We start from the raw sequence: 21,324 nt of genomic DNA, 5'->3' as shown, positions 1-21,324 counted from the left end.
GTCCAACGGACTGCGCGTTATCGAGCGATTTATCTGAGCAAATTCTAGCGCTTAAGATACTTTTGATAAAGCTGCTGGTGGCGATTATTCAGATCTATTTGCCGTCCTTCAATCCAGATCGCATTAATTTTGTTGCTCATAGGGTCGAGGATATCCCCGTCACTCAGCACCACACTGCCCTGATAACCGACGGCGATGGCACCTAAATCGGTGATCCCCAGCAGTTTTGCTGCATCTAAGGTCACCGATTTTAATGCTTGCTCGGGCGTGACACCGTAAGCGGCACTGTAGCCCGCGGCATAGGGAAGGTTACGACTGTTCCAATCCGATGAAAATCCAAGGGCATAGGAAATGCCTGCACTTGCCAGCAATGAAGGGATTTTAAACGGCAAATCCACAGGTTCATCTTTTCGTTTGGGCAGACTCAGGGTGTGCGGATAAATCACACTGGCGTTCACTTCCCTCAAGCTTGAAGCTAGTCGCCAGGCATCATAGCCCCCGACAATGACCAATTTAAATTGATATTTTTTAGTCAGGGCAATGATTTGCTCAATTTGGCTGACGCTGTCCGCATGGGCAAATAGCGTGGCCTTGCCTTGGTATAGGGGCAACATGGCCTGCCAACGTAAATTGGTTGTCTTGGCCGAATCCTTTGCTTTATGACTTAAAAAGTAGCGATAGCCATCCTCAAAGGCTGTGGTCAGTGTCGCTATGGCCTGCTGATTTTTTTCAATGGCCTTAGCTTTTTCCTTTTCATCCTCTGGCATACGCTTGATTTGCGGCCAGTAAACATGGAATTGGCCTTCGCTTGGTTGCAGGGCGTCCTCAATCGTCCAAGCATCGAGGTCGACGACTACAGATTGGCCCGCGAGTCCGTCGCCACTGGGGACGATTTGTGCATGGGTGATGCCATTGTAGCGAATGGTTGGCAGCAGCTCTGAATCCGGGTTGTAAGCCGTTGCCGCGCTGATTTGCGGATTAAAATCACCGACTTCTGCATTATCGACTGTTGGGCGCACCATCTCGATTTCTACTAAACCAAGACTGGTATCGAGCGCGATAAGGCCTGGATATAAATGTTTACCCGTAGCATCGATGATCTGCATCTGGCCATCAGCCTCATTGGCGCTTAACTGTGGCCCTAGTGCGCTGATTTTACCGTTTTCAATCAACACATCGGTATTGGTTAAAACCCCTTGGCTGACCGTATGCACAGTGGCGTTTTTAATCAACACACCGTGAGTTTGTTTAGGCGTAGGGATGAGATTATGTGCCTGCACGGACAAGGTGATGGTCAGTGTCGACAGCAGCAAGGTTGTGGGTAAGTGCTTCATTATTTTGCTCCCTGATGATGTTGGCCCCAAGCCTGATAATTGGTATCGCAGTGCCATTGAGGTTCCTTAAGCGGTGTAACTTTCTCACCCGCCTTGGCGCTATCATCACTACTGAGAATTTTTTGGATAAGGGCGGCGCGCTCTGCGACGACCTGCTGCTGGGCAAGCTGGTCTTGGTCGCGATCGAAATAGCGTTTGCCTTCGACCCAGGCCTGGGTCACCTTGGCGTAAATCGACAGCGGCTCGGCGTTCCAAAGCACGATATCGGCCATTTTGCCTGGGGTGAGTGAGCCAACATACTCATCGACTCTGAGCTGTTTCGCCGGGTTGATGGTCACCATATTCCAGGCATCTTCTTTAGACATATCGCAATACATCATTGACTTAGCCGCTTCTTGGTTGAGTCTGCGCTGCATTTCGTAGTCGTCAGAGTTGATGCTGGTAAGCACGCCTTGTTTTTGCATCAGGCACGCGTTTTGTGGAATCGCATCATAGACTTCGAACTTATAGGCCCACCAATCGGCAAAGGTCGAAGCGCCTGCGCCATGGGCGGCTAGTTCACTGGCAACCTTGTAACCCTCCAGCACGTGGGTAAAGGTTTGCACCTTAAAGTGATAGGCTTCGGCTAATCGCAGGAACATTAAGATTTCTGACTGCACGTAGGAGTGAATATGCACATCGCGCTGCTGCTTTAACACTTCGGCGACCGCCTGTAGGCGATAGCTTGGGCGCGGCGCAATGGTTTTCTTCTTCTCACTGCTGCGTAAGTCATCATAGTCCTTCAGCGCTTTCTCATAGGCGATTGCGGCATCGAAGGTTTCTTCAAATAAAGCTTTTACGCCCATGCGAGTCTGCGGGAAGCGCTGAACAAATTTCTCGCCCCAGTTACTCTGTTTGACGTTTTCGCCAAGGGCGAATTTGATACTGGCAGGGGCATTGGCAAATTTAAGCTGCTCAGCACTCTCACCCCATTTCATCTTGATTAACTGTGATTGGCCACCAATTGGGTTAGCGCTGCCATGGAGTAATTGTGCGCTGGTGACACCGCCCGCGAGTGCGCGGTAGATGGAGATATCTTCGGGATTAATCACATCGCCAATCCGCACCTCAGAGGTGACAGCATCTGTACCTTCATTCGTGCCACCATTGATAGCAATATGGGAATGCTCATCGACGATACCCGCAGTTAAGTGCTTACCCGTTGCATCGAGAACTTGATAACCCGAAGGCGTGCTGAGTTGCTGACCGATTTTTTCAATTCGGCCATTGGCCATTAACAGATCCGCATGTTCCAAGATGCCCTGTTTATCTGAGGTCCACAGGGTGGCATTTTTAATATGGAGTTTCTCGGCTTTTGGCGCCTCGCTCAAACCATAGGCGACGTTAGGGTAGGTGAGTTGACTCACTAAAGTCGCTGCAGCCTCGGTTTTGGGCGTATCGGTAGGCTTTGTATTTGGACTCGAAGCGATAGCAATACCCGCCACATTAATACTGCGACTTTGGGCGTCCACCATGCGGCCTTGAATACCATCTTTAGCGAGCCAGAGGGTAAAACGACTGATGCCATGTATGCCCGCATCGCTTAAATCGGCGTTAAAGCTTACGCGGCCATCGTCTTCAAGCAGAAGATTGGTGAGTGTAATGCTCTTCTCGCCACTAGTCAGTTGACCTTGGAAGGCGGTTTTGCCCGCTTTGCCCGTTTCTTCAAGGCTTAGATCTAAGGTGAGATTTTTCAGCGTGAGCTGATAATCGCCCAAGAGTTTGGCCTGTGGGAGTGAGCGAATGGACTGCTCTTCGCCTTGCAGCCAGACGCTGTAAATCTGGCCATCCTTAAAGATATTGCCCTTAGTAATCACAAAGTCGGCCATATAGCCGGGGGCAAGTTTACCGGCGAACTCGGCCGTCCCTGCCATCTCGGCGGCTTGAGTTGTCAGCGCGGCGAGGGCATTATCCTCACTCAGTCCCTGGGCGATGGCTTGACGTAGACGAGGCCAAAATGCTTCGGTCTTAATGCCAAATTGGGTAAAGGCAAAAGGGATGCCCGCATTGGCAACTGCAGCTGGGTTTGTGGGGGCGCGTTCCCATTGCCTGAGTTCTGCAAGGGAGACTTCACGGTCGGCATCATCGGTACCCACATCCGGTGCCTGCGGATAGTTGAGCGGCAGGATCAGAGGATAATTCAGGGCCTTTAATTCATTGATGCGCGCATATTCTTGACCACTTGCGAGTAAGTTGGCGGGCTGCTGATGTTCTTTGAGCAGGTTCGCGGCGCGCAGCAAATCGTTGAGATTTTTTGTTTCAAAGACGATTTGTTTCTCGGCTAAGTTATCTAAGCGTTCGAAGGCAATATTAAATTCAATTTGAGGGTTTGCCGAACTATTAACCGATTTGTGCTTATTTTGGTTATACCAGTTAGCATCGGCAAAGGTTTGTCGGATAAGTGCAATACTGCCCATCAGAGAATTGGGGTAGTCTTGTTCAGACGTGCCTTTATCGAAGGCCATAAAAGGTTGGCTGCGAGCACGATAAATCACCTCGTTGGCGGTTTTATCCGCTAATGAAAGGCTAACACCCGTGCCGCGGAAAATACCGTCGAGTTTACTGCTTTGTACGCTGGTAAAGCCGTTATTGATCCAATCGCGTGCGCGTTCTTTATTTGGGTAGACGTAATTAAACCATTCTTTTTCAGCGTGAATTGCGCCATTTTCTGCATTACCGCCGATACGTTTAATATCATATACCGGACGAGTCAGCCCCAATTTGGGATATTCAAACTCGATACCATAATCGGTAAAGGGATCGATAAAACCGGGATAGATAGTATAACCACTGAGATCAACCTTTAATGCCGCTTCTGGGATATCCCCTTTTTCAATAATGGCTTTGATCCGATTGTTTTCAACTAATAAGGTGGCATTTTTGAGTCGCTTCCCTGGCGCTATGATTAATTCAGCATTAGTAAAGGCCGTTAACTTATTGACGGGGGAGATGGGATTGGCCTCGGCAAAAATGTTGTGGGATACAAAACTACTTATAATGCCGCAACTTATTATTATCTTATTGTTTATCTGCATTTTTTATTCACTTAGACGGAGGGGGAATAAAGAGTAACCTAAAGCAGATGTAAATACTAAAGCTGAATTGTAACGCAATTTAAGCATTTGCTTGAATGCAATGGTAGTGGCATTCAGGCATAAAAAAGCTCGCAGGGCGCGAGCTTTTTTATGTTACTCAATGGTAATAGCAAACGGCTATTACGAGCACGGTATGGGATTAGATTAAGAAATCATCCATAGAACGGCCTTTATTGACTTCGTTCTTAAATACCGTTGGCATACGACCTTGACCAGTCCACTGGATCACTTCGCCGTTAACTTCAATTTGATATTTGGCTGGACGTGGAGCGCGTTTTTTACCCACAGCTTTAACTGCTACGCCACCTAAGTCGTCGATTGATAAACCAACTGCTTCCATTTGTTGGCGGATTTCTTCGATTTTAGCATTACGTGCAGCAATAGCTTGCTGCTCTTCTGCTGCCATTGACTCACGCTCAACTAAAATTTTATCTAGCTTAGCCGCTAAATCACGCAGTTCTTCAACGCTGAGATCTTTTACCGCAGCTTTAAAACGACGACCGTGAGTTAATATCTCTAAAAATTCGCTCATATCTATTTTCGTCCCACTCTATTTTTATTACAGGATAATGGTGAACAACAGCTAAATGATAGAAAGTAATATAGCTCGAATCAAATAAAATTATGCAATAAACAGAAATTAAATATTATTTAATTTTTGAACTTTTTAAATATGGCAGATAAGTGTTCAAAAATGTGGCCAATACCACAGTCTTAAAAAATGCAAACAGGCGTTTGAGTTTAGTTGACGTTAACGTTAACAGGACGTAAAGTGGCTCTATCCTGCATTGGTGATGACCAATGTTTTGTCCATGTACATGAAAGTGTAGGAAGGAAACCCTATGAAAGTATTGGTGCCTGTTAAGCGCGTAGTTGATGCCAATGTGAAGGTCAGGGTAAAAGCTGACAACACCAGCGTTGATACCGCAAACCTCAAAATGGCGTTGAACCCTTTTTGTGAAATTGCAGTAGAAGAAGCGGTTCGTTTAAAAGAAGCGGGCAGTGCTACTGAAGTAGTGGTCGTCAGTATCGGCAATAAAGCCGTTCAAGAACAATTACGTACCGCGTTAGCATTAGGTGCTGACCGTGCGATTCACATTGATACTGAAGAAGAGTTAACCCCAGTATCGATTGCCAAATTACTCAAAGCCGTACAAGAAAAAGAACAAGCGCAATTAGTGCTGTTTGGTAAGCAATCTATCGATGGCGATAATAACCAAACTGGCCAAATGTTTGCGGCATTAACGGATATGCCACAAGCCACTTTTGCTTCTGAGATCAAAGTAGAAGGTCATTCAGTGCAAGTGGCTCGCGAGATCGATGGCGGGATGCAAACCCTAAGTCTGCCATTACCAGCCGTGGTGACAGCCGATTTACGTTTGAACGAACCTCGTTACGCTTCATTACCTAACATCATGAAAGCTAAACGTAAGCCATTAGATGTGCTCACTGTTGCGGATTTAGGTGTGACGCTAAAAGCCCATCAAACTGTGGTGAAGGTGACGCCGCCTGCCGAACGTAAAGCGGGTATCATGGTTGCGTCTGTAGCTGAGCTGGTTGAAAAGTTAAAGAATGAAGCGAAGGTGATCTAAATGGCCATTTTAGTATTAGCTGAACACGATAATGCGGCACTGAAACTGGATACCGCAAAGGTTGTTACCGCAGCGCGTGCAATTGGTGATGATGTACATGTATTGGTGGTGGGCCACCAATGTGGCGCCGTGGCGCAAGCTGCGCAAGCCCTACAAGGTGTCGCTCAAGTATTGGTCGCCGATAACAGTGCCTATGAAGCGCATTTAGCCGAAAACGTAGCTAAATTGCTGGTGGACTTAGCACCAAACTACAGCCATATCCTCGCTGCAGCATCGAGCGCTGGCAAAGATACGCTACCGCGTGTGGCCGCCTTGTTAGACGTTGCGCAAATTTCTGAAGTGATTGGCGTGGTGAGCAGCGACACCTTTGTTCGCCCGATTTACGCAGGTAACGCCTTAGCGACAGTACAAAGCCATGACGCGATTAAAGTGATGACAGTCCGTGCCAGTGCCTTCGATGCGGCGGCGCAGGGCAACAGTGCCGCCGTGACTACCTTAGATAAAGTGTTTGAAGCCAAGGCTCAGTTTGTGTCTCAATCATTGACCGTTTCTGCGCGTCCAGAGTTAGGTAATGCCGGCATTATCGTTTCTGGTGGCCGTGGTATGGGCAGCGGTGAAAACTTCGGTATGTTAGAGCAACTGGCGGACAAACTCGGTGCCGCTGTTGGGGCTTCGCGCGCCGCGGTTGACGCAGGTTTTGTGCCTAACGATCTGCAAGTGGGTCAAACCGGTAAGATTGTGGCGCCAAACCTCTACATCGCAGTGGGGATTTCGGGCGCGATTCAGCATTTAGCTGGGATGAAAGACGCTAAGGTGATTGTGGCAATCAACAAAGATCCTGAAGCGCCAATCTTTCAAGTGGCCGATTATGGCCTCGAAGCCGACCTGTTCGACGCCGTTCCAGAGTTGATTTCAACTCTAGGTTGATTTTATCCGTGATCTAAGTCAAAGTAAGCGGCTTTGCGGTGGCAACTGCTTAGCCGCTTATGTTTTTATGTGCCTCACGCCCGTGCATGGGCGTTCTTAGAAGTAGAGGCGCACCAAATATCAGTAGTGATCAGTAGGGTGATTCCGTTGATCGTTCACGAAAGGATTTGGTGCCGAAGTGGTTTGATTTATCACGATCAACTGCTGGGGTTGTGCCGAATAGGTACAACACTGCCATAGTATTTTCTGATACGGATATTAGGAATAGTTACTATGGAGCGCTACTGATAGGACAGGTGATCTTGGGTATCTATTGCCTTTTCCCACCAGTTCAGTCGCCCTCCATTCGTATTTTGACGAAGAAATAATCAATGACTGTAGTAAGTTACGCCGATTCGGCACTTTCTCTGCTGCCGCCTGTGGTCGCAATTGTGTTGGCGATTTTCACTCGCCGCGTTCTCCTTTCCCTCGGTTTAGGTATTGTGATTGGGGTGTTATTACTCAATCAATTTTCACCTGTGGCCAGCGGTGAGTTTTTATTTAACAGTGTAAAAGGACTTTTTTGGTCAGATGATGGCGTAAATTCTTGGAATTTATACATTCTCGGCTTTTTAATTGTATTAGGGATGATCACGGCATTAATTACCGTCAGTGGTAGTGCTAGGGCATTTGCCGATTGGGCGCGCCTGCATATTCGCAATAAACGCGATGCCAAATTACTGACCATGTTTTTAGGCTGTGTTGTCTTTATTGACGATTATTTCAATAGCTTAGTCGTTGGTTCCGTCGCAAGGCCCGTTACCGACCGTTATTATATTTCCCGCGCTAAGTTAGCCTATTTATTAGATTCAACGGCGGCACCGGTTTGTGTTATTTCGCCGGTATCCAGTTGGGGTGCTTATATTATTGCGCTGATCGGTGGCATATTAACCGCCCACGGTTTTGCTGATTCTGGTCATTTGAGTGTGTTTATTCAAATGATCCCTATGAATTTCTACGCTATTTTCTCTTTATTATTATTACTTTGTGTTGCATTTATGGGCTTAGATATTGGCCCTATGCGTGAGCATGAATTAAATGCACAGCGCGGTAATTTATATGATGAGAATAAAGGATTACCGCCCGGAGCGAATGCCGATTTACCCGAAGCCGAAACGGGTAAGATCCTCGGTTTATTCTTACCTATTACCGTGCTGGTATTTGCGACCCTGTATTTTATGATCGACAGCGGTGCCCAGGTATTAGCGAAAGAAGGCATTGAATTTAATATTATTTCTGCTTTTCAAAAAACCGATGTGAGTTCATCACTGTTCTTTGGTGCGCTGATTGGTTTAGCGGTTGCGCTGGTGCTTAACCTATTGCAAGGCGTTGAAAAGTCGATGGTCGTTAAAGGCGTGGTACAGGGCGCTCGCTCTATGCTGCCTGCGATTTATATCCTGTTATTTGCTTGGACCATCGCGGGCGTGATTGGCCAGCTTGAAACCGGTAAGTTTATGGCGAGCCTCGCCACAGGGAACATTCCCTTTGCCTTCTTACCTGCGTTGATGTTTGTGTTAGCGGGTCTGACGGCGTTTTCTACCGGCACCAGTTGGGGCACGTTTGGCATTATGCTGCCGATTGCCGCCGATATGGCGATGGGCAGCCACACAGCCATGATGTTACCAATGCTGGCTTCGGTGTTGGCGGGCGCAGTATTTGGTGACCACTGCTCACCGATTTCGGATACCACGATTCTGTCGTCAACCGGCGCGAGCTGTCATCATATCGACCATGTCGTGACTCAGCTGCCTTACGCTGTGATTGTGGCGCTGATCAGCATGGTGGGCTACGTAGTGCTTGGCTTTACTGAGTCGGTGAATGCGGGACTGCTGACCTGTGGCGTGCTGTTTGTCTTAAGCATTGTGTGGTTGCGATTCAAATCCCAAAGTAACGCGAAATAAGCCTGACTTCAGCGAGCGGTTGATTCGCGAGTCTTCTCTGTGAATTTACCTAGCGCTAAAAACAAATCAGCCAGCAATTATGCTGGCTGATTTTTTATCGTTCACTCATCCCCAATTACAGGGCGGTGTTGAGTCCACGGCGGTTCAATAACCCTTCGGTGGTAGGCTCTTGACCACGGAAGTTCTTATAAGCTTCCATTGGTGCAATGCTGTTGCCCACTTCGCGAATTGTCTTGCGGTATTTCATACCGATTTCACGGTTTAGGCCACCTTGAGTTTGCACGTAAGCGTAGGCATCGGCCGCTAAAATCTCACTCCACATATAAGCGTAGTAACTCGCTGAGTAACCACCCGGGAAGGCGTGGGCAAAGTAAGTTGACTTATAACGTGGTGGCACGGCGGTGATATTTAAGCCGTGTTTTTTCAGCGCATTCGCTTCGAATGTTGCCACATCTTGCAGTGGAGCATCTGGGCTTAATGAGTGCCATTCCATGTCGACGAGCGCCGCAGCCATATACTCTAAGGTATCGAAGCCTTGGTTAAAGCTGCCGGATTTCAGCAGTTTTTGCAGCAAATCATCGGGAATTGGCTTACCGGTTTTATAGTGTTTGGCGTAGTTGGCTAACACCTTAGGGTGGGCAGCCCAGTCTTCTTCGAAGGTTGATGGGAATTCCACAAAGTCACGTGAGACCGAGGTGCCCGCCAAGCTTGGGTAAGTCACTTTAGAGAACATACCGTGGGTACCGTGGCCCATTTCGTGGAACATAGTAGTGACTTCGTTGTAGCTGACGAAGGTCGGTTGTCCCTCTGGCGCCTTCTTAATGTTCATCACGTTAACTACGACAGGCTTAGTGCCTTCGAGGAAGGATTGACCCACGAATGAGCTCATCCATGCGCCGCCGCGTTTGCCTTCACGGGCAAAGTAGTCGGCATAGAAAATCGCCATGCTTGAACCATCGGCATCAAACATTTCATAGGCTTTCACATCTGGGTGGTACACGGGTAAATCTGGGCGTGGCTTTAAGGTGACGCCATAGAGTTCCTTGAGGGTGTAGAACACGCCGTCTTCGAGTACGCGGTTAAATTCGAAGTAAGGGCGAATGCTACTCGCATCGAGGGCATATTTCTCTTGGCGAACCTTCTCGGCGTAGAATTCCCAGTCCCATGGCGCGAGTTCAAACTTGCCGCCAGTCTTGTCGATCATCGCTTGGATATCGGCCGCTTCTTTCTCGGTATTGGCTACAACGGCTGGCACCATAGAACCAAACATGCTGTATACCGCTTCAGGCGTTTTTGCCATTTGTGGTGCGAGGCGATAGCTAGCCCAGTTTTCATAACCTAATAGGGCGGCACGCTCGGCACGTAATTGTGCTAAGCGAGACACTAAAGATGCGGTTTCGTTTTCACCCGTTAAGCCACGGTTTGCCGAGGCTTCCCAAATGCGTTGGCGCAGTTCACGGTTCTCTAGAGAGGCGAGCACAGGCTGGCGAGTGGTGTTGGTGATGTTGATTAAGTACTTACCTTCGTGGCCAGCGGCCTTGGCATCGTTTGCTGCCGAGGTGACTTCGCTGTCAGTCAGGCCCGCCAGTTGTTCTTTGTTATCGACAACGATGGCGATTTCTTTGGTTAAGCGCAGTAAACGTTGTGAGAACTCGTTGGTCAGCGTCGATTGCTCTTCGTTCAGAGCGCGGATCTTCACTTTCTGCTCATCGGTCAGTTTAGCGCCGGCCATGATAAAGCGTTGGTGATACACCTCAACCAAACGTACCGCTTCAGGCGTTAAGCCTAAGTTATTGCGGTCGTTATAAATGGTTTCAATACGGGCGAATAGTGCTGGATTGAGGTTGATGTTATCCGAGTGAGCCGCCATTTTGGGCGCCATCTCACCTTGGATTTTACGCAGGGCTGGATTGCTGTTTGAGCCCGCGAGGTTATAAAACACGCTCGATGCACGGGTCAGCAGGGCACCGCTTTTTTCCATGGCGACAATCGTGTTGTCGAAGGTCGGAGCGGCAGGATTGTTGGCAATGGCCAAAATCTCTTGATAATGCTCTTTAATGCCTTGCTCTAATGCGGGCTGAAAATGCTCGTCTTTAATAACACTGAAATCAGGCGCTTGGTATTGCAGCGTGCTGGCTTGGAACAGAGGATTTTGGGCTTGAACTGCGGTCACATTCGTCGCTTTAGTATCTTGAGTGCTGCAGCCTGCGAGTGCGCCAGTCATCAAAGTGGCGCCAATGGCGATGGCAATAAAACTTTTACGCATAGTTGAGTGATTTCCTTAGAATTGTAGTTTTTTGTGACTCTAGCGTTACTAACTTAAATAGGACTGAAAACCTATGGGGTGAAGTTGTAAGTAAAAGTAAACAAAAAAAGCGCCCTACAACCGTAGGGCGCTTGAACTATTTTCTTGCAGGGAAAATAGCGGGACGATTAACTATTTACGGGTGAAGTTGTGGTATTTGTCGATACCTGAGCTGCTACCTGTGTTATGGCAAACAGCACATGCTTCTCCTGTTGGTTGTTTGAACCAATCACCTACGGCAGGAACGCTGATCTCGCCACCATTGCTAGCCATGTGAGCTTTGACTGCATCGCCTGTGTGGCAAGCATAGCAGTTAGCGGTAACAGGGCTGGTCATTTTGTTACCAGGTTCAAGGATGTATTGGTTTGGTATTTTGTTTAAATCAATCGCGGTTTCGTGACAGGCAACACAGCTAGTGACTGGGTTGATTGCACCTGCACCGTTAGCGGTTTTCGCTTGAGTGCCATCGGCCTTCATCTCACCGACATTCGCACCGTTGCCCCAGTGCCAGCTGTGCACCATAGGACCAAAACCAGCACCGAGTGTGGCTGATGTCCGTGCCATACCATTATCATGGCAAGCTACGCAAGCCTTACCGCCTTCGTCAAATGCGCCATTTTTGTGGAATGCGGTGGCATCATTGTGACAAGTAGTACAGCTGTTATCACTGACTACGGTGCGACGTTCAAAGGCGGATACTTTGGTTGCAGTCGCAGGATCGACTACATCAGAGTATGCGGTGAACGAGACCCCCATTGAGCCGTCATAGCCATTGGCTCTGAGGCTGCCATTGCTTTGATAGCGTTGGTTACCGTCGTACTCCATCCAACCTGCGGTGCTGAAGGTCACACGTGCAGAGTAGACATAGTTGGCGTTTACAGGGCTGATATCGGTCAGCAGATGACAGATATTTTTAGTACCATCAGCATTGTAGCCATAGTAATAGTTAGTACGGTTACCTGGGCGACCGACTAAGCTATTTTTTTCGTAGGAATGCAGATAAGCACCTGCGTAAACAATCGGTTTCTTAGCATCAAATACCAGCGGATTTGAGTAGTTGAAGTTATCTTTAATGCTAAAGATATTACCGTCAGTATCTTTTACTGTCAGAGTGGTACACCAGCCTGGTGCGGTAACGGCAGAAGCTGCACCAGTTGGCGCATAATGATCTGTTTTTGTTGAAATATCATCAACTTTAACAGGGGTAGATAATTCAAGTTTATACTTAGCACGTAATGCTTGGCGCTCAGTAATACCTGTTTTACCTTCATGCATCGGACGGACATCGGCACCATTACTTGGCACAATCGCGCCTGGTACACCACCAGTATTGTGACAGTCAATACAGCCTGGGCCTGAAACATTAATATTGGTTGGAGCTTCAACGTGGCAAGAACTACAGTTCATCACGCTGAAATCTTTAGTAAATTTCTGGTGATTAATGTGGCCAATCTTAGACAGTGTGTTGGTTGAATAACCGCCGATAGAGAAACCTTCGGCATTTTTTGCTGCAAAGCTAACTGAGCCGTGACAGACTAAACAGCCTTCAACGAAGGTGACTTCGCTGTCCATACCGGTTGCTACATATTTAGTGTGTTTACGTGGGCTTGTTGAATAGTCTACGTGACAGGAATAGCAACTATCGGTCGTGGTTGAATGAGTTCCCTCTGGCTTGTTCACCACCAGCGGTGCTGAGAGAGCAATGCCAGTTTCAGCATTACCGCCGACTCTGAGCCATACAATACCTTCGGTACCTGCGTTAACACCTTTCATTGGGGCTTTAAAGCTATAGTGACCATCGCCTAATGAAGTGAGCAGAGCGCCCTCAGTTGCTTGAGTCGCAGCGCCACCGATATTGACGTTATCTTTGACAGGATTGCCACTTGCGTCTGTTTTGTCGGCTTCATTTCTATTATTGATAAAGCCTTTATCGGTTAATGCTGCAACTTTGGCTTCAGCATTTTTCAGTCCATTGATTAAGTTGCCATTTTCGTCGGTGACTTCAAATTCATAGGTGATACTGCCTTCGGCAAAGCTGTAGCCCAGAACTTTAACATTAGTCACAGCTGAACTTGTGACTGGTGGTGGAGTCCATGGGTCTCCTGGTTTACCGGGTTGGCCAGGATCGCCTGGTTGGCCTGGTGCGCCGTCTTTACCGTCACTGCCACAACCTACGAGTGCACCCGTTAGGGCTAATGCGACTAGGTATGCCAGTTTCTTTGATGTGAATATTCTCATCATAATCTCCATTTAATCCAATACGCATTTAAAGGCACGGATTGCAGCACTAACGTTTGCAGGGGAGATTAGTGCTTTGAACCGCTGATTTCATTTGCAAGCATCGAATACTTTTATTTTTTAAATTGAGTACTTTAGTCTCAGAAGAAATAATACTGTTATTGATATGTTTGTTTTTTGAGCCAAACCGCATTTAGTCATATTACTTTGGAGGTAGATCACATTTTTAAACTTTTGTTAATGTGTTTTTTCTTATATAAACAATATTTAAGGTTAAATTAAGCTTATTGTAACAATTGCCATTTTGCCCACGGGTCTCCAGTTGTCTTTTACCGTTTGGACGGAAATACGAACAATGAATCGAAGCGTCGAAGGGGAGGGATAGTGGTAAAAATGCGCATTCGTGAAATCGAGTGTGGATTTCAGTAGAAAAGCTGAGACAGGCCTAGTGTGTTAGGGGGCGGCGCAATGGTAAACTAGACGCCATAAGCTCTGGCAACAGAGAAACGATAAATTCAGTTTAAAAAAGGGATTCGTTTTGGCGCAATTGTACTTTTACTATTCAGCAATGAACGCGGGTAAATCCACCTCTCTATTACAATCTTCCTATAACTACCGCGAGCGCGGCATGAATACCCTAGTGATGACGGCCTCTATCGACGACAGATACGGTAAAGGTAAGGTGGCATCGCGTATTGGTATTGAAACCGATGCCCAGGTATTTAGCAGCCACGACAATCTGATAGACATGATCACCACGGCGCACCAACATAATCATTTGAGCTGTGTGCTGGTGGACGAGTGCCAATTCTTAAGCAAAGAGCAAGTTAAACAACTTACTTATGTTGTTGATAAAATTGATATCCCAGTTTTGTGCTATGGTTTACGTACCGACTTCCAAGGTGAACTCTTCACTGGCAGTCATTATTTGTTGGCATGGGCCGATAAATTAGTCGAGCTGAAAACCATTTGTCACTGTGGACGCAAGGCCAATATGGTGGTGCGTCTCGATGGCGAAGGTAAAGTGATGCGCGAAGGTGAGCAGGTGGCGATCGGCGGTAATGAAAGTTACGAATCGGTTTGCCGTAAGCATTTTCGTGAATTTATTTGGGATTGATTGAAGCCTCAAGCGCGGTTAGCACTTGCGATAAGCAGCTAAGTATTTTTGCGCTAACCACTTTGAGGCGCGCTGCCAACTCATTAAAATACGGTGAGATCTAACAAGAGAAGCAATGATCCTGTGTTGTTAGATCTTGCTCAATGAAGGCAAAGGAATGTATTTGCAGACTCATGCACAGTGGACGAACTTAAGTGTGAGTTTTGCCCTGATACTGGCTGTGTTGAGCATAGGTTGGGAACCTTCCCACGTAGAAAGGATTTGTTAAGTGATTTTTGGGAGCCGTTTTGCCTAATTCTACGCAAGAAATGCAATTCGAAAATTATCGTCCTCGTCCGCCACAACCCGAACCTAAGGCTAAGCGTCAGCGCAAGCCGAGATCTAAGGGGCGTGTCTGGTTCCTGTTTTTTATTCTGATTATCTGTGTGGCGATTTTAATTGGCCAAGAGGTTAAAACCTCTTATTTCCAGTCTAAGTATGTTCATCAATATGCGAAGACCTTGACCTATGAGCTGAAAAATCAGCCCACTCAGTCAATTATCTATCCAAGTTACGGCCCCTTCGATGAGCGTCACGGCTACAGTAAACTGCCGCAATATATCGATAGATTGCTGCAACGTAACTTCCAGGTGACGCAACAAGTCGAGTTTTCTCCCGCGCTGCAGGAATACGCCAAGATGGGCTTTTTCCCGCCTTATCACGAGAAAGCGCAATCGGGTTTGACCCTGCTGGATTGTCGCAATACCGATCTCTATGAGTTTGCTTATCCTAAACGTGTGTATCAGGATGACGATAAAATCCCCAATGAAATCGTCAATACCTTACTGTTTATTGAAAACCGCGAGCTGTGGACTACAGAACCCAAACTTAACCCTGTGATCGACTGGCCAAGGTTTATTGTGGCGGGGATGAGTCAAATTGCTGAAATGGTGGGGATGAATGTGTCTACCGCTGGTGGCAGTACTCTGGCGACACAAATTGAGAAGTTCCGCCATTCCTCCCAAGGCTTAACCTTAAGCATTAAGGATAAGCTGCTGCAAATTGGCTCGGCCACAGTGCGCGTCTATCAGCAGGGAGAAGTCACTGAGCCAGCCCGTAAGCGTATTATTCAAGATTATTTAAACACTGTGCCTTTATCCTCAGCGCCTAACCACGGTGAAGTGCATGGCATCGGCGATGGCCTGTGGGCGTGGTTTGGTACCGATTTCGATACCGCCAATAAACTGCTTGCTTCGCCGCAAATCAAAGCCAATGCCGCTAAGCGTGGTCAAGTGTTCCGCCAAGTGGTGGCCTTGATGATTGCCCAGCGCCGTCCTTCCTATTATTTGTTGCAGGGACACGAGGACTTAGAAAATCTGGTCGACAGCCATATTCGGTTACTCGGCCAGTATTATTTGATTGACCGCCAACTTAGAGACGCAGCGCTTGCTCAACAACTGCAGTTTAAGGTGGCTAAAGCTCAACGTAATACTCAGTCGGGAGCGGATAAGGGCGTTAATACGATACGCATTCGTACCGCGGGCATGTTAAATGTCGGTCTGTATGATTTGGACCGCCTCGATTTGACCGTAAACAGCAGCTTGCACAGCGACTTACAACAACAGGTGAGTCATTACTTACGCAGTCTTGGGCAGGCCGCTACGGCCGAGAAGGTAGGCCTCTTAGGTGAACGCTTACTCGAACCCAGCCAACTGCAAAACGTGCTCTACAGTTTTACCCTCTATGAAAAAACCGAGACGGCGAACCGTGTGCGGGTGCAAACCGACAGTACTGACCAACCCTTCGATATTAACGAGGGCAGTAAGTTAGAGCTGGGCTCGACGGCCAAACTCAGGGTGCTGGCAACTTACCTTGAGATCATTGCCGAAATCCACGACAAATACTCGAAGAAACACGGCATTGAGTTGGAGTCGATTGAGATTGAACCCCGCGACCATCTCACGCGCTGGGCGATTGATTACTTGATTGTGAATCCGGATAGACGCCTCGACCGCATGCTGGATGCTGCGTTGCAACGGGAATACTCAGCCTCACCGAATGAGCAATTCTTCACGGGTGGCGGTTTACATGTGTTTAATAACTTTAAAAAATCAGAAGATTTTAAAGTGCCAACCATGTACGAGGCGTTGCAAAACTCCATCAACTTACCCTTCGTTCGTTTGATGCGTGACATAGTCAACTACAGCAGCAGTATGCAAAACGAAGGCAACATGGCGCGTCTGCTGCGCAACGATAAGGATCCACGCCGTGAGGAGTATTTACGGGTGTTTGCTGACCGCGAAGGCAATACCTTCGTCAATAAGTTCTACCGTAAATATAAGAAAGTGGCGCCCAATGAGCGTTTAGAGCTATTCTTCGATGGCCAAACCCAAGCGGAGCAGCAGCTCACCGCGGCTTACCGTTATTTGCAGCCTAATGAGTCTATGGCCTCGTTTAAGGCCTTCTTACAGCAGCGTTTACCGCAAAACAATTACACGGATAAGCGCATTAAAGAGCTGTATAACAAGTACGGCCCTGAAAAATATAATCTGCCTGACCAAGGTTATATCGCGCGGGTGCATCCACTCGAGCTATGGGTGCTCGATTACTTGAATCAACATCCCGAGGCCAACCTCAACGATGTGAAGGAGGCCAGTAAGGATGAGCGTCAAGAGGTTTACCGTTGGTTGTTTAGAACCCGACATAAAAACGCGCGGGATGTGCGGGTACAGGTAATGCTGGAGGTGGAAGCCTTCCTCGACATTCATCAACGTTGGGCGCGTTTAGGCTATCCCTTTGAATCTATGGTGCCTTCTTTAGGCTCGGCGCTCGGCAGTTCGGGGGACAGACCCGCGGCGCTGGCGGAGTTGATGGGGATTATCCAAAACGATGGTTATCGTTTACCTACGGTGCGGATTAATCAACTGCACTTTGCCGAAGAAACACCCTATGAAGTTCGGCTCGAAAACCAAAATACTCAAGGTGAACGAGTGATGCGTCATGAAGTCGCCCAAGCCTTAAAGGCGGCGCTGGCAAACGTCGTTCAAAACGGTACTGCACGACGTCTTAAGGGCATCTTTACCGACGACAACGGTGAGATGCTGGCAATTGGTGGTAAAACGGGGACGGGTGATAACCGTATCGTGACTCAGATGCAGCAGGGCCGCAAAGTGGCTACCACTGCGATGAACCGTACCGCGACGTTTGTGTTCTACTTAGGCGATAACTACTTCGGCACCTTAACCGCGTTTGTGCCGGGCAGTAAGTCGGACGATTTTAGTTTTACCTCGGCGCTGCCATTACAGGTGATGAAAGGCATGATGCCAATTCTCGCGCCCTATGTGAAATCTTCGAAGGGCATGTGTGTGCGGGATGAGTAATGACTCACTTTTGCGATATGCGTTTTTGATACATCAGCATTGAAATGCTAGCTTGAGGTTCCTTAGATAAAGCAAACCCCGCAGCCGTGAATCGGTTTGCGGGGTTTTTATTGTCACCGACAGGCTACTCGTCAGCGTTGATATATTGTTTGCGGTCTAAATCGTACTTACGCATCTTGTCGTACAAGGTTTTACGCGGCAGTTCGAGTTGTTCCATGGTCTGCTTAATGCTGCCCTTGTTATGGCTTAAGGCTTCTTCTATCAATACCCGCTCAAAAAACTCGACCCGTTGCAGCAGTGACATACTGGTATGCAGGCTCGGTGCATTACCTAAGCTGCCGGCGAAGGCCGCTTCACCACCGAGTAACACATAACGTTCTGCCAGATTTCGCAGCTCACGCACATTACCTGGCCAGTCGTGGGAGGTGAGGATGGCATTCTGCTCGGCATTGAGGGCAATCAGTGCCTTGTGATAACGCGCCGAGGCCATACGGGCAAAGTGCAAGAATAATAAGGGAATATCTTCGCGGCGATCCCTGAGTGGCGGAATCGGCACAGTCACCAGATTTAAGCGATAGAGCAAGTCTTGGCGAAACTCTCCTGTGTCGCACAGGGACTTTAAATCCACCTTAGTGGCGGCAATGACCCGAATATCCAAATGAATGCTCTTATTGGAGCCTAGGCGCTCGACCTTGCGATCTTCGAGCACCCGCAGCAGTTTGACCTGTAACGACAGTGGCGTGCTTTCGATTTCATCTAAAAAGAGTGTGCCGCCGTTGGCATACTCAAACTTACCGATACGCAGTTTATCGACACCAGTAAAGGCTCCGGCTTCGGCGCCGAATAGCTCGCTCTCAATCAAGTTCTCGGGAATGGCGCCGCAGTTAATGGCGACAAAGTTGGCCTGATTGCGACTGCTGTGGTCGTGCAGATAGCGGGCGACCAATTCCTTACCTGTACCCGTTTCACCTTCGATAAGCACATCGGCGGGGGTGTCGATCACTTGGTCTATGATATGGCGCATGCGCAAAATGCCGACACTGTGGCCTAATATTCTTGGCCCGGGCACGTTATGGCTTTCTAACTCTTTCTTTAATTTACGGTTCTCTAGGGTGAGGCTACGTTTATCTAAGGCGCGCTTCACCACATCTAGCATGTGTTCGTTGTTAAAGGGTTTTTCGAGAAAATCGTAGGCGCCTTGTTTTAAGGCATTGACTGCCATGGCGATATCGCCAAAGCCAGTGAGCAGCACCACGGGTAAATCGGGATCTTGCTGACGAATTTGCTGCATCAAACTGATGCCATCGAGTTGCGGCATATTCACATCGGAAATCACCACGCCCGCCCAGTCCTTGTCGAGTAATTTGGCTATCCCTTTGGGATCGGTAGTGGCGAAGGCTCTAATGCCTTCCAGCTCAAACAGTTGGACGAGCACTGTACCAATATGGGGCTCATCGTCGATGATCAGTACGCTATAGTCTTGAATTGAATTGGGCAGACTCATGATGACTGACGTTCCTCGGCTAAATAAATCGGTAAAATAATATGGAAAATTGCGCCGCCGTCCTCGGCATTGGCAACATTAATTTGCCCCTGCATAGACTCGATAATGCGCTGGGAAATGGATAAACCTAGTCCAAGCCCTGTACGCTCGCTGGTGGTGAAATAGGGCTCGAAAATCTTCTCCATCTGGCTCTCGCGCACCCCTGGGCCTGAGTCCTGAATACTGATACAGAACTTGTCCGCACAGTTTACCCTAATACTCAGTGTCCGTTTTGAAGATTGCTGCATGGCGACAATCGCGTTGCTCATAATATTCACAAACACTTGCTGCAATCGCACCTTATCACCCCAGACCTGATATTGGCCTTCGGGCAACAGCACATCGAGCTCAACCCCTTGCTTGTCGATTTCGGGCTGGACTATGGTGAGGGCTTGTTTGATACAGCCCTTAAGATCGGTGGCGCTATCCGTGCCTTGGCTCTTACGGGTAAAACTCTTAAATTGACCGACAATATCGGCTAAGCGGTCGGTCAGCTCGATGATAATTTTCAGGTTATCAGAGGCTTTATCCGGCATATTGCGGGCGAGGAAGGTTTGGGTATTTTGCGCGTAGCTGCGAAGAGCGGCCAAGGGCTGATTCAGCTCGTGGTTGATACTGGCGGATAGGCTACCTATCACGGTCAACTTAGCCGCTTGAATGAGTTCATCCTGAGTGTCTTTGAGGCGATCATTGGCCTGTTGCAGATCTTGGGTGCGCTCTTCCACCCTTTGCTCCAGTAAACTCTGGGCGAGTTGCATACGTTGCAGGTTGCGGCGACGCTCGCTACTAAAGAGTAAGCCTAAGGCGAGCAGTAAGTAGATAGAGGCCGATAGCAGCATAAGAGCGGGCATAGATTCGAGCAGGGGTTTCATCGGCGCCAAAATATGCACTCTCCAACCCGCTTTGGTCATCAAATGATGGGTGTCCATATATTGCGCCTGACTGTTGCCGGAGCGAATTTGATAGATATGGCCATTACTCAGACTATCTTCTTGATATTGTGGCTTTATCAGTAATTCGCCAATCGGCCGCTCCGCGTAACGTTTTGAGGCATTTAAGGCATATTGTTTGGCCTGAGTCAGCGGCGTGAGTGAGGCTAAGCGCCATTCATCGACACTGGAAATAAATACGATATCGTCGGGGTCGCTGATGAGGAATTGATATTGCCCCGCCATCGCAATACTGGTGCTTTGCTGCTCGATATCGGCGATATCTACTTTCACAATAATGGCACCCAGAATGCCTTTGGCGCCTTGCTGATAAATAGGGTAAGAGAAGTAAAAGCCACGTTTATCCGAACTGGTGCCCACCGCATAGTAGCGGCCTAAATTGCCCGAAATCGCATCGGTGTAATAGGGTCTGAAGGAGTAGTCTTTGCCGATAAACGAAAAAGGCTGCTGCCAGTTGCTGGCGGCAATCGCAATGCCGAGGGCGTCGATAAGATAGATATCGGATGCCTCAGTGACATGCTGAATCTCTTCCAAGTACAGGTTAAGTTCTTGTACTTTCTTGGGGTTTTGTTGATCGTTGAGCACATTGGCGAGCATGGGGTTGGTCGACAATACATGGGGGATACTCTCGTAACGCGACAGGGCGCCATCGAGGAAGCTAACCAGCTCTTTGAGTTGTCGCTCGGATTGTTGTTGTATTTCAATTTTGCCCTGATGAAAGTGCACCCAATAGGTCAATTTTAAGATGGCAAATAAGCCCGCAAGTAGCACTATGGTCATTAAAAGACGTTGTTTGGCCTTGGGCGTCATGGGCAACATAGCAGGTAATCCTGTCCACACTAAATAAAACAAAGCGAGCCTGAGTAGGCTCGCTTAAAAACTATC

General features: G+C 48.1%; 12 protein-coding genes and 1 riboswitch. Of the genes, 5 read left to right on the top strand and 7 right to left on the bottom strand.

What is annotated here, in order from left to right; genetic code table 11:
* Window positions 1–44: 44 nt before the first annotated feature.
* The 3 genes from CF168_RS13835 to CF168_RS13825 all read right to left on the bottom strand — a co-directional run bounded on the left by CF168_RS13835 (window position 45) and on the right by CF168_RS13825 (window position 5,000).
* Window positions 45–1,334, bottom strand: a complete 1,290-nt coding sequence (locus tag CF168_RS13835) for an amidohydrolase family protein (protein ID WP_089068149.1) — start codon at window positions 1,332–1,334, stop codon at window positions 45–47.
* The gene (locus tag CF168_RS13830) at window positions 1,334–4,408 is read right to left on the bottom strand and encodes an amidohydrolase family protein (RefSeq protein ID WP_089068148.1); all 3,075 of its coding nucleotides are present in this window, start codon (window positions 4,406–4,408) and stop codon (window positions 1,334–1,336) included. The genes CF168_RS13835 and CF168_RS13830 overlap by 1 nt, the downstream gene beginning before the upstream one ends.
* Before the next feature lie 199 nt (window positions 4,409–4,607).
* The gene (locus CF168_RS13825) at window positions 4,608–5,000 is read right to left on the bottom strand and encodes an H-NS family nucleoid-associated regulatory protein (protein ID WP_011625737.1); all 393 of its coding nucleotides are present in this window, start codon (window positions 4,998–5,000) and stop codon (window positions 4,608–4,610) included.
* 310 nt (window positions 5,001–5,310) lie between these two features.
* On the opposite strand from CF168_RS13825, the gene CF168_RS13820 reads away from it, so the two are divergent.
* The 3 genes from CF168_RS13820 to CF168_RS13810 all read left to right on the top strand — a co-directional run bounded on the left by CF168_RS13820 (window position 5,311) and on the right by CF168_RS13810 (window position 8,927).
* Complete coding sequence (locus CF168_RS13820; protein WP_011716473.1) at window positions 5,311–6,060, top strand: electron transfer flavoprotein subunit beta/FixA family protein; 750 nt, start codon at window positions 5,311–5,313, stop codon at window positions 6,058–6,060.
* The gene (locus CF168_RS13815; protein WP_089068147.1) at window positions 6,061–6,987 is read left to right on the top strand and encodes an electron transfer flavoprotein subunit alpha/FixB family protein; all 927 of its coding nucleotides are present in this window, start codon (window positions 6,061–6,063) and stop codon (window positions 6,985–6,987) included.
* A gap of 95 nt (window positions 6,988–7,082) precedes the next feature.
* A riboswitch (Lysine riboswitch) is annotated at window positions 7,083–7,279 on the top strand.
* Between the two features lie 79 nt (window positions 7,280–7,358).
* Window positions 7,359–8,927 carry a Na+/H+ antiporter NhaC family protein gene (locus tag CF168_RS13810; RefSeq protein WP_089068146.1) on the top strand — a complete coding sequence of 523 codons (1,569 nt, stop codon included), beginning with the start codon at window positions 7,359–7,361 and terminating at the stop codon, window positions 8,925–8,927.
* A 115-nt stretch (window positions 8,928–9,042) separates the two neighbouring features.
* Here CF168_RS13810 and CF168_RS13805 read toward each other — a convergent pair whose 3' ends face one another.
* Both CF168_RS13805 and CF168_RS13800 read right to left on the bottom strand, forming a co-directional pair.
* Complete coding sequence (locus tag CF168_RS13805) at window positions 9,043–11,193, bottom strand: M3 family metallopeptidase (RefSeq protein WP_089068145.1); 2,151 nt, start codon at window positions 11,191–11,193, stop codon at window positions 9,043–9,045.
* A 171-nt stretch (window positions 11,194–11,364) separates the two neighbouring features.
* A complete protein-coding gene (locus tag CF168_RS13800; RefSeq protein WP_089068144.1) occupies window positions 11,365–13,470 on the bottom strand; it encodes a multiheme c-type cytochrome in 2,106 nt (701 codons plus the stop codon).
* 538 nt (window positions 13,471–14,008) lie between these two features.
* On the opposite strand from CF168_RS13800, the gene CF168_RS13795 reads away from it, so the two are divergent.
* Both CF168_RS13795 and CF168_RS13790 read left to right on the top strand, forming a co-directional pair.
* Window positions 14,009–14,587: a thymidine kinase gene (locus CF168_RS13795; protein ID WP_089068143.1), complete on the top strand. Its 579-nt coding sequence runs from the start codon at window positions 14,009–14,011 to the stop codon at window positions 14,585–14,587.
* Between the two features lie 287 nt (window positions 14,588–14,874).
* Complete coding sequence (locus tag CF168_RS13790) at window positions 14,875–17,946, top strand: transglycosylase domain-containing protein (protein WP_089068142.1); 3,072 nt, start codon at window positions 14,875–14,877, stop codon at window positions 17,944–17,946.
* Between the two features lie 124 nt (window positions 17,947–18,070).
* Here the strand turns inward: CF168_RS13790 and CF168_RS13785 are convergent, their stop codons facing one another.
* Together CF168_RS13785 and CF168_RS13780 are read right to left on the bottom strand one after the other, a co-directional pair.
* On the bottom strand, window positions 18,071–19,450 hold the full coding sequence (locus CF168_RS13785) for a sigma-54-dependent transcriptional regulator (protein ID WP_089068141.1): 1,380 nt from the start codon (window positions 19,448–19,450) through the stop codon (window positions 18,071–18,073).
* Entirely contained in the window at window positions 19,447–21,258 is a 1,812-nt protein-coding gene (locus CF168_RS13780; RefSeq protein WP_089068140.1) for a sensor histidine kinase, read from the bottom strand. Before CF168_RS13780 ends, CF168_RS13785 begins: the two co-directional genes overlap by 4 nt.
* Window positions 21,259–21,324 lie beyond the last annotated feature (66 nt).

Source organism: Shewanella bicestrii (assembly GCF_002216875.1).
Taxonomy (GTDB): Bacteria; Pseudomonadota; Gammaproteobacteria; order Enterobacterales; family Shewanellaceae; genus Shewanella; species Shewanella seohaensis.
The sequence above is the reverse complement of the archived record's forward strand: the minus strand, read 5'-3'. Positions and strand labels throughout refer to the sequence as shown.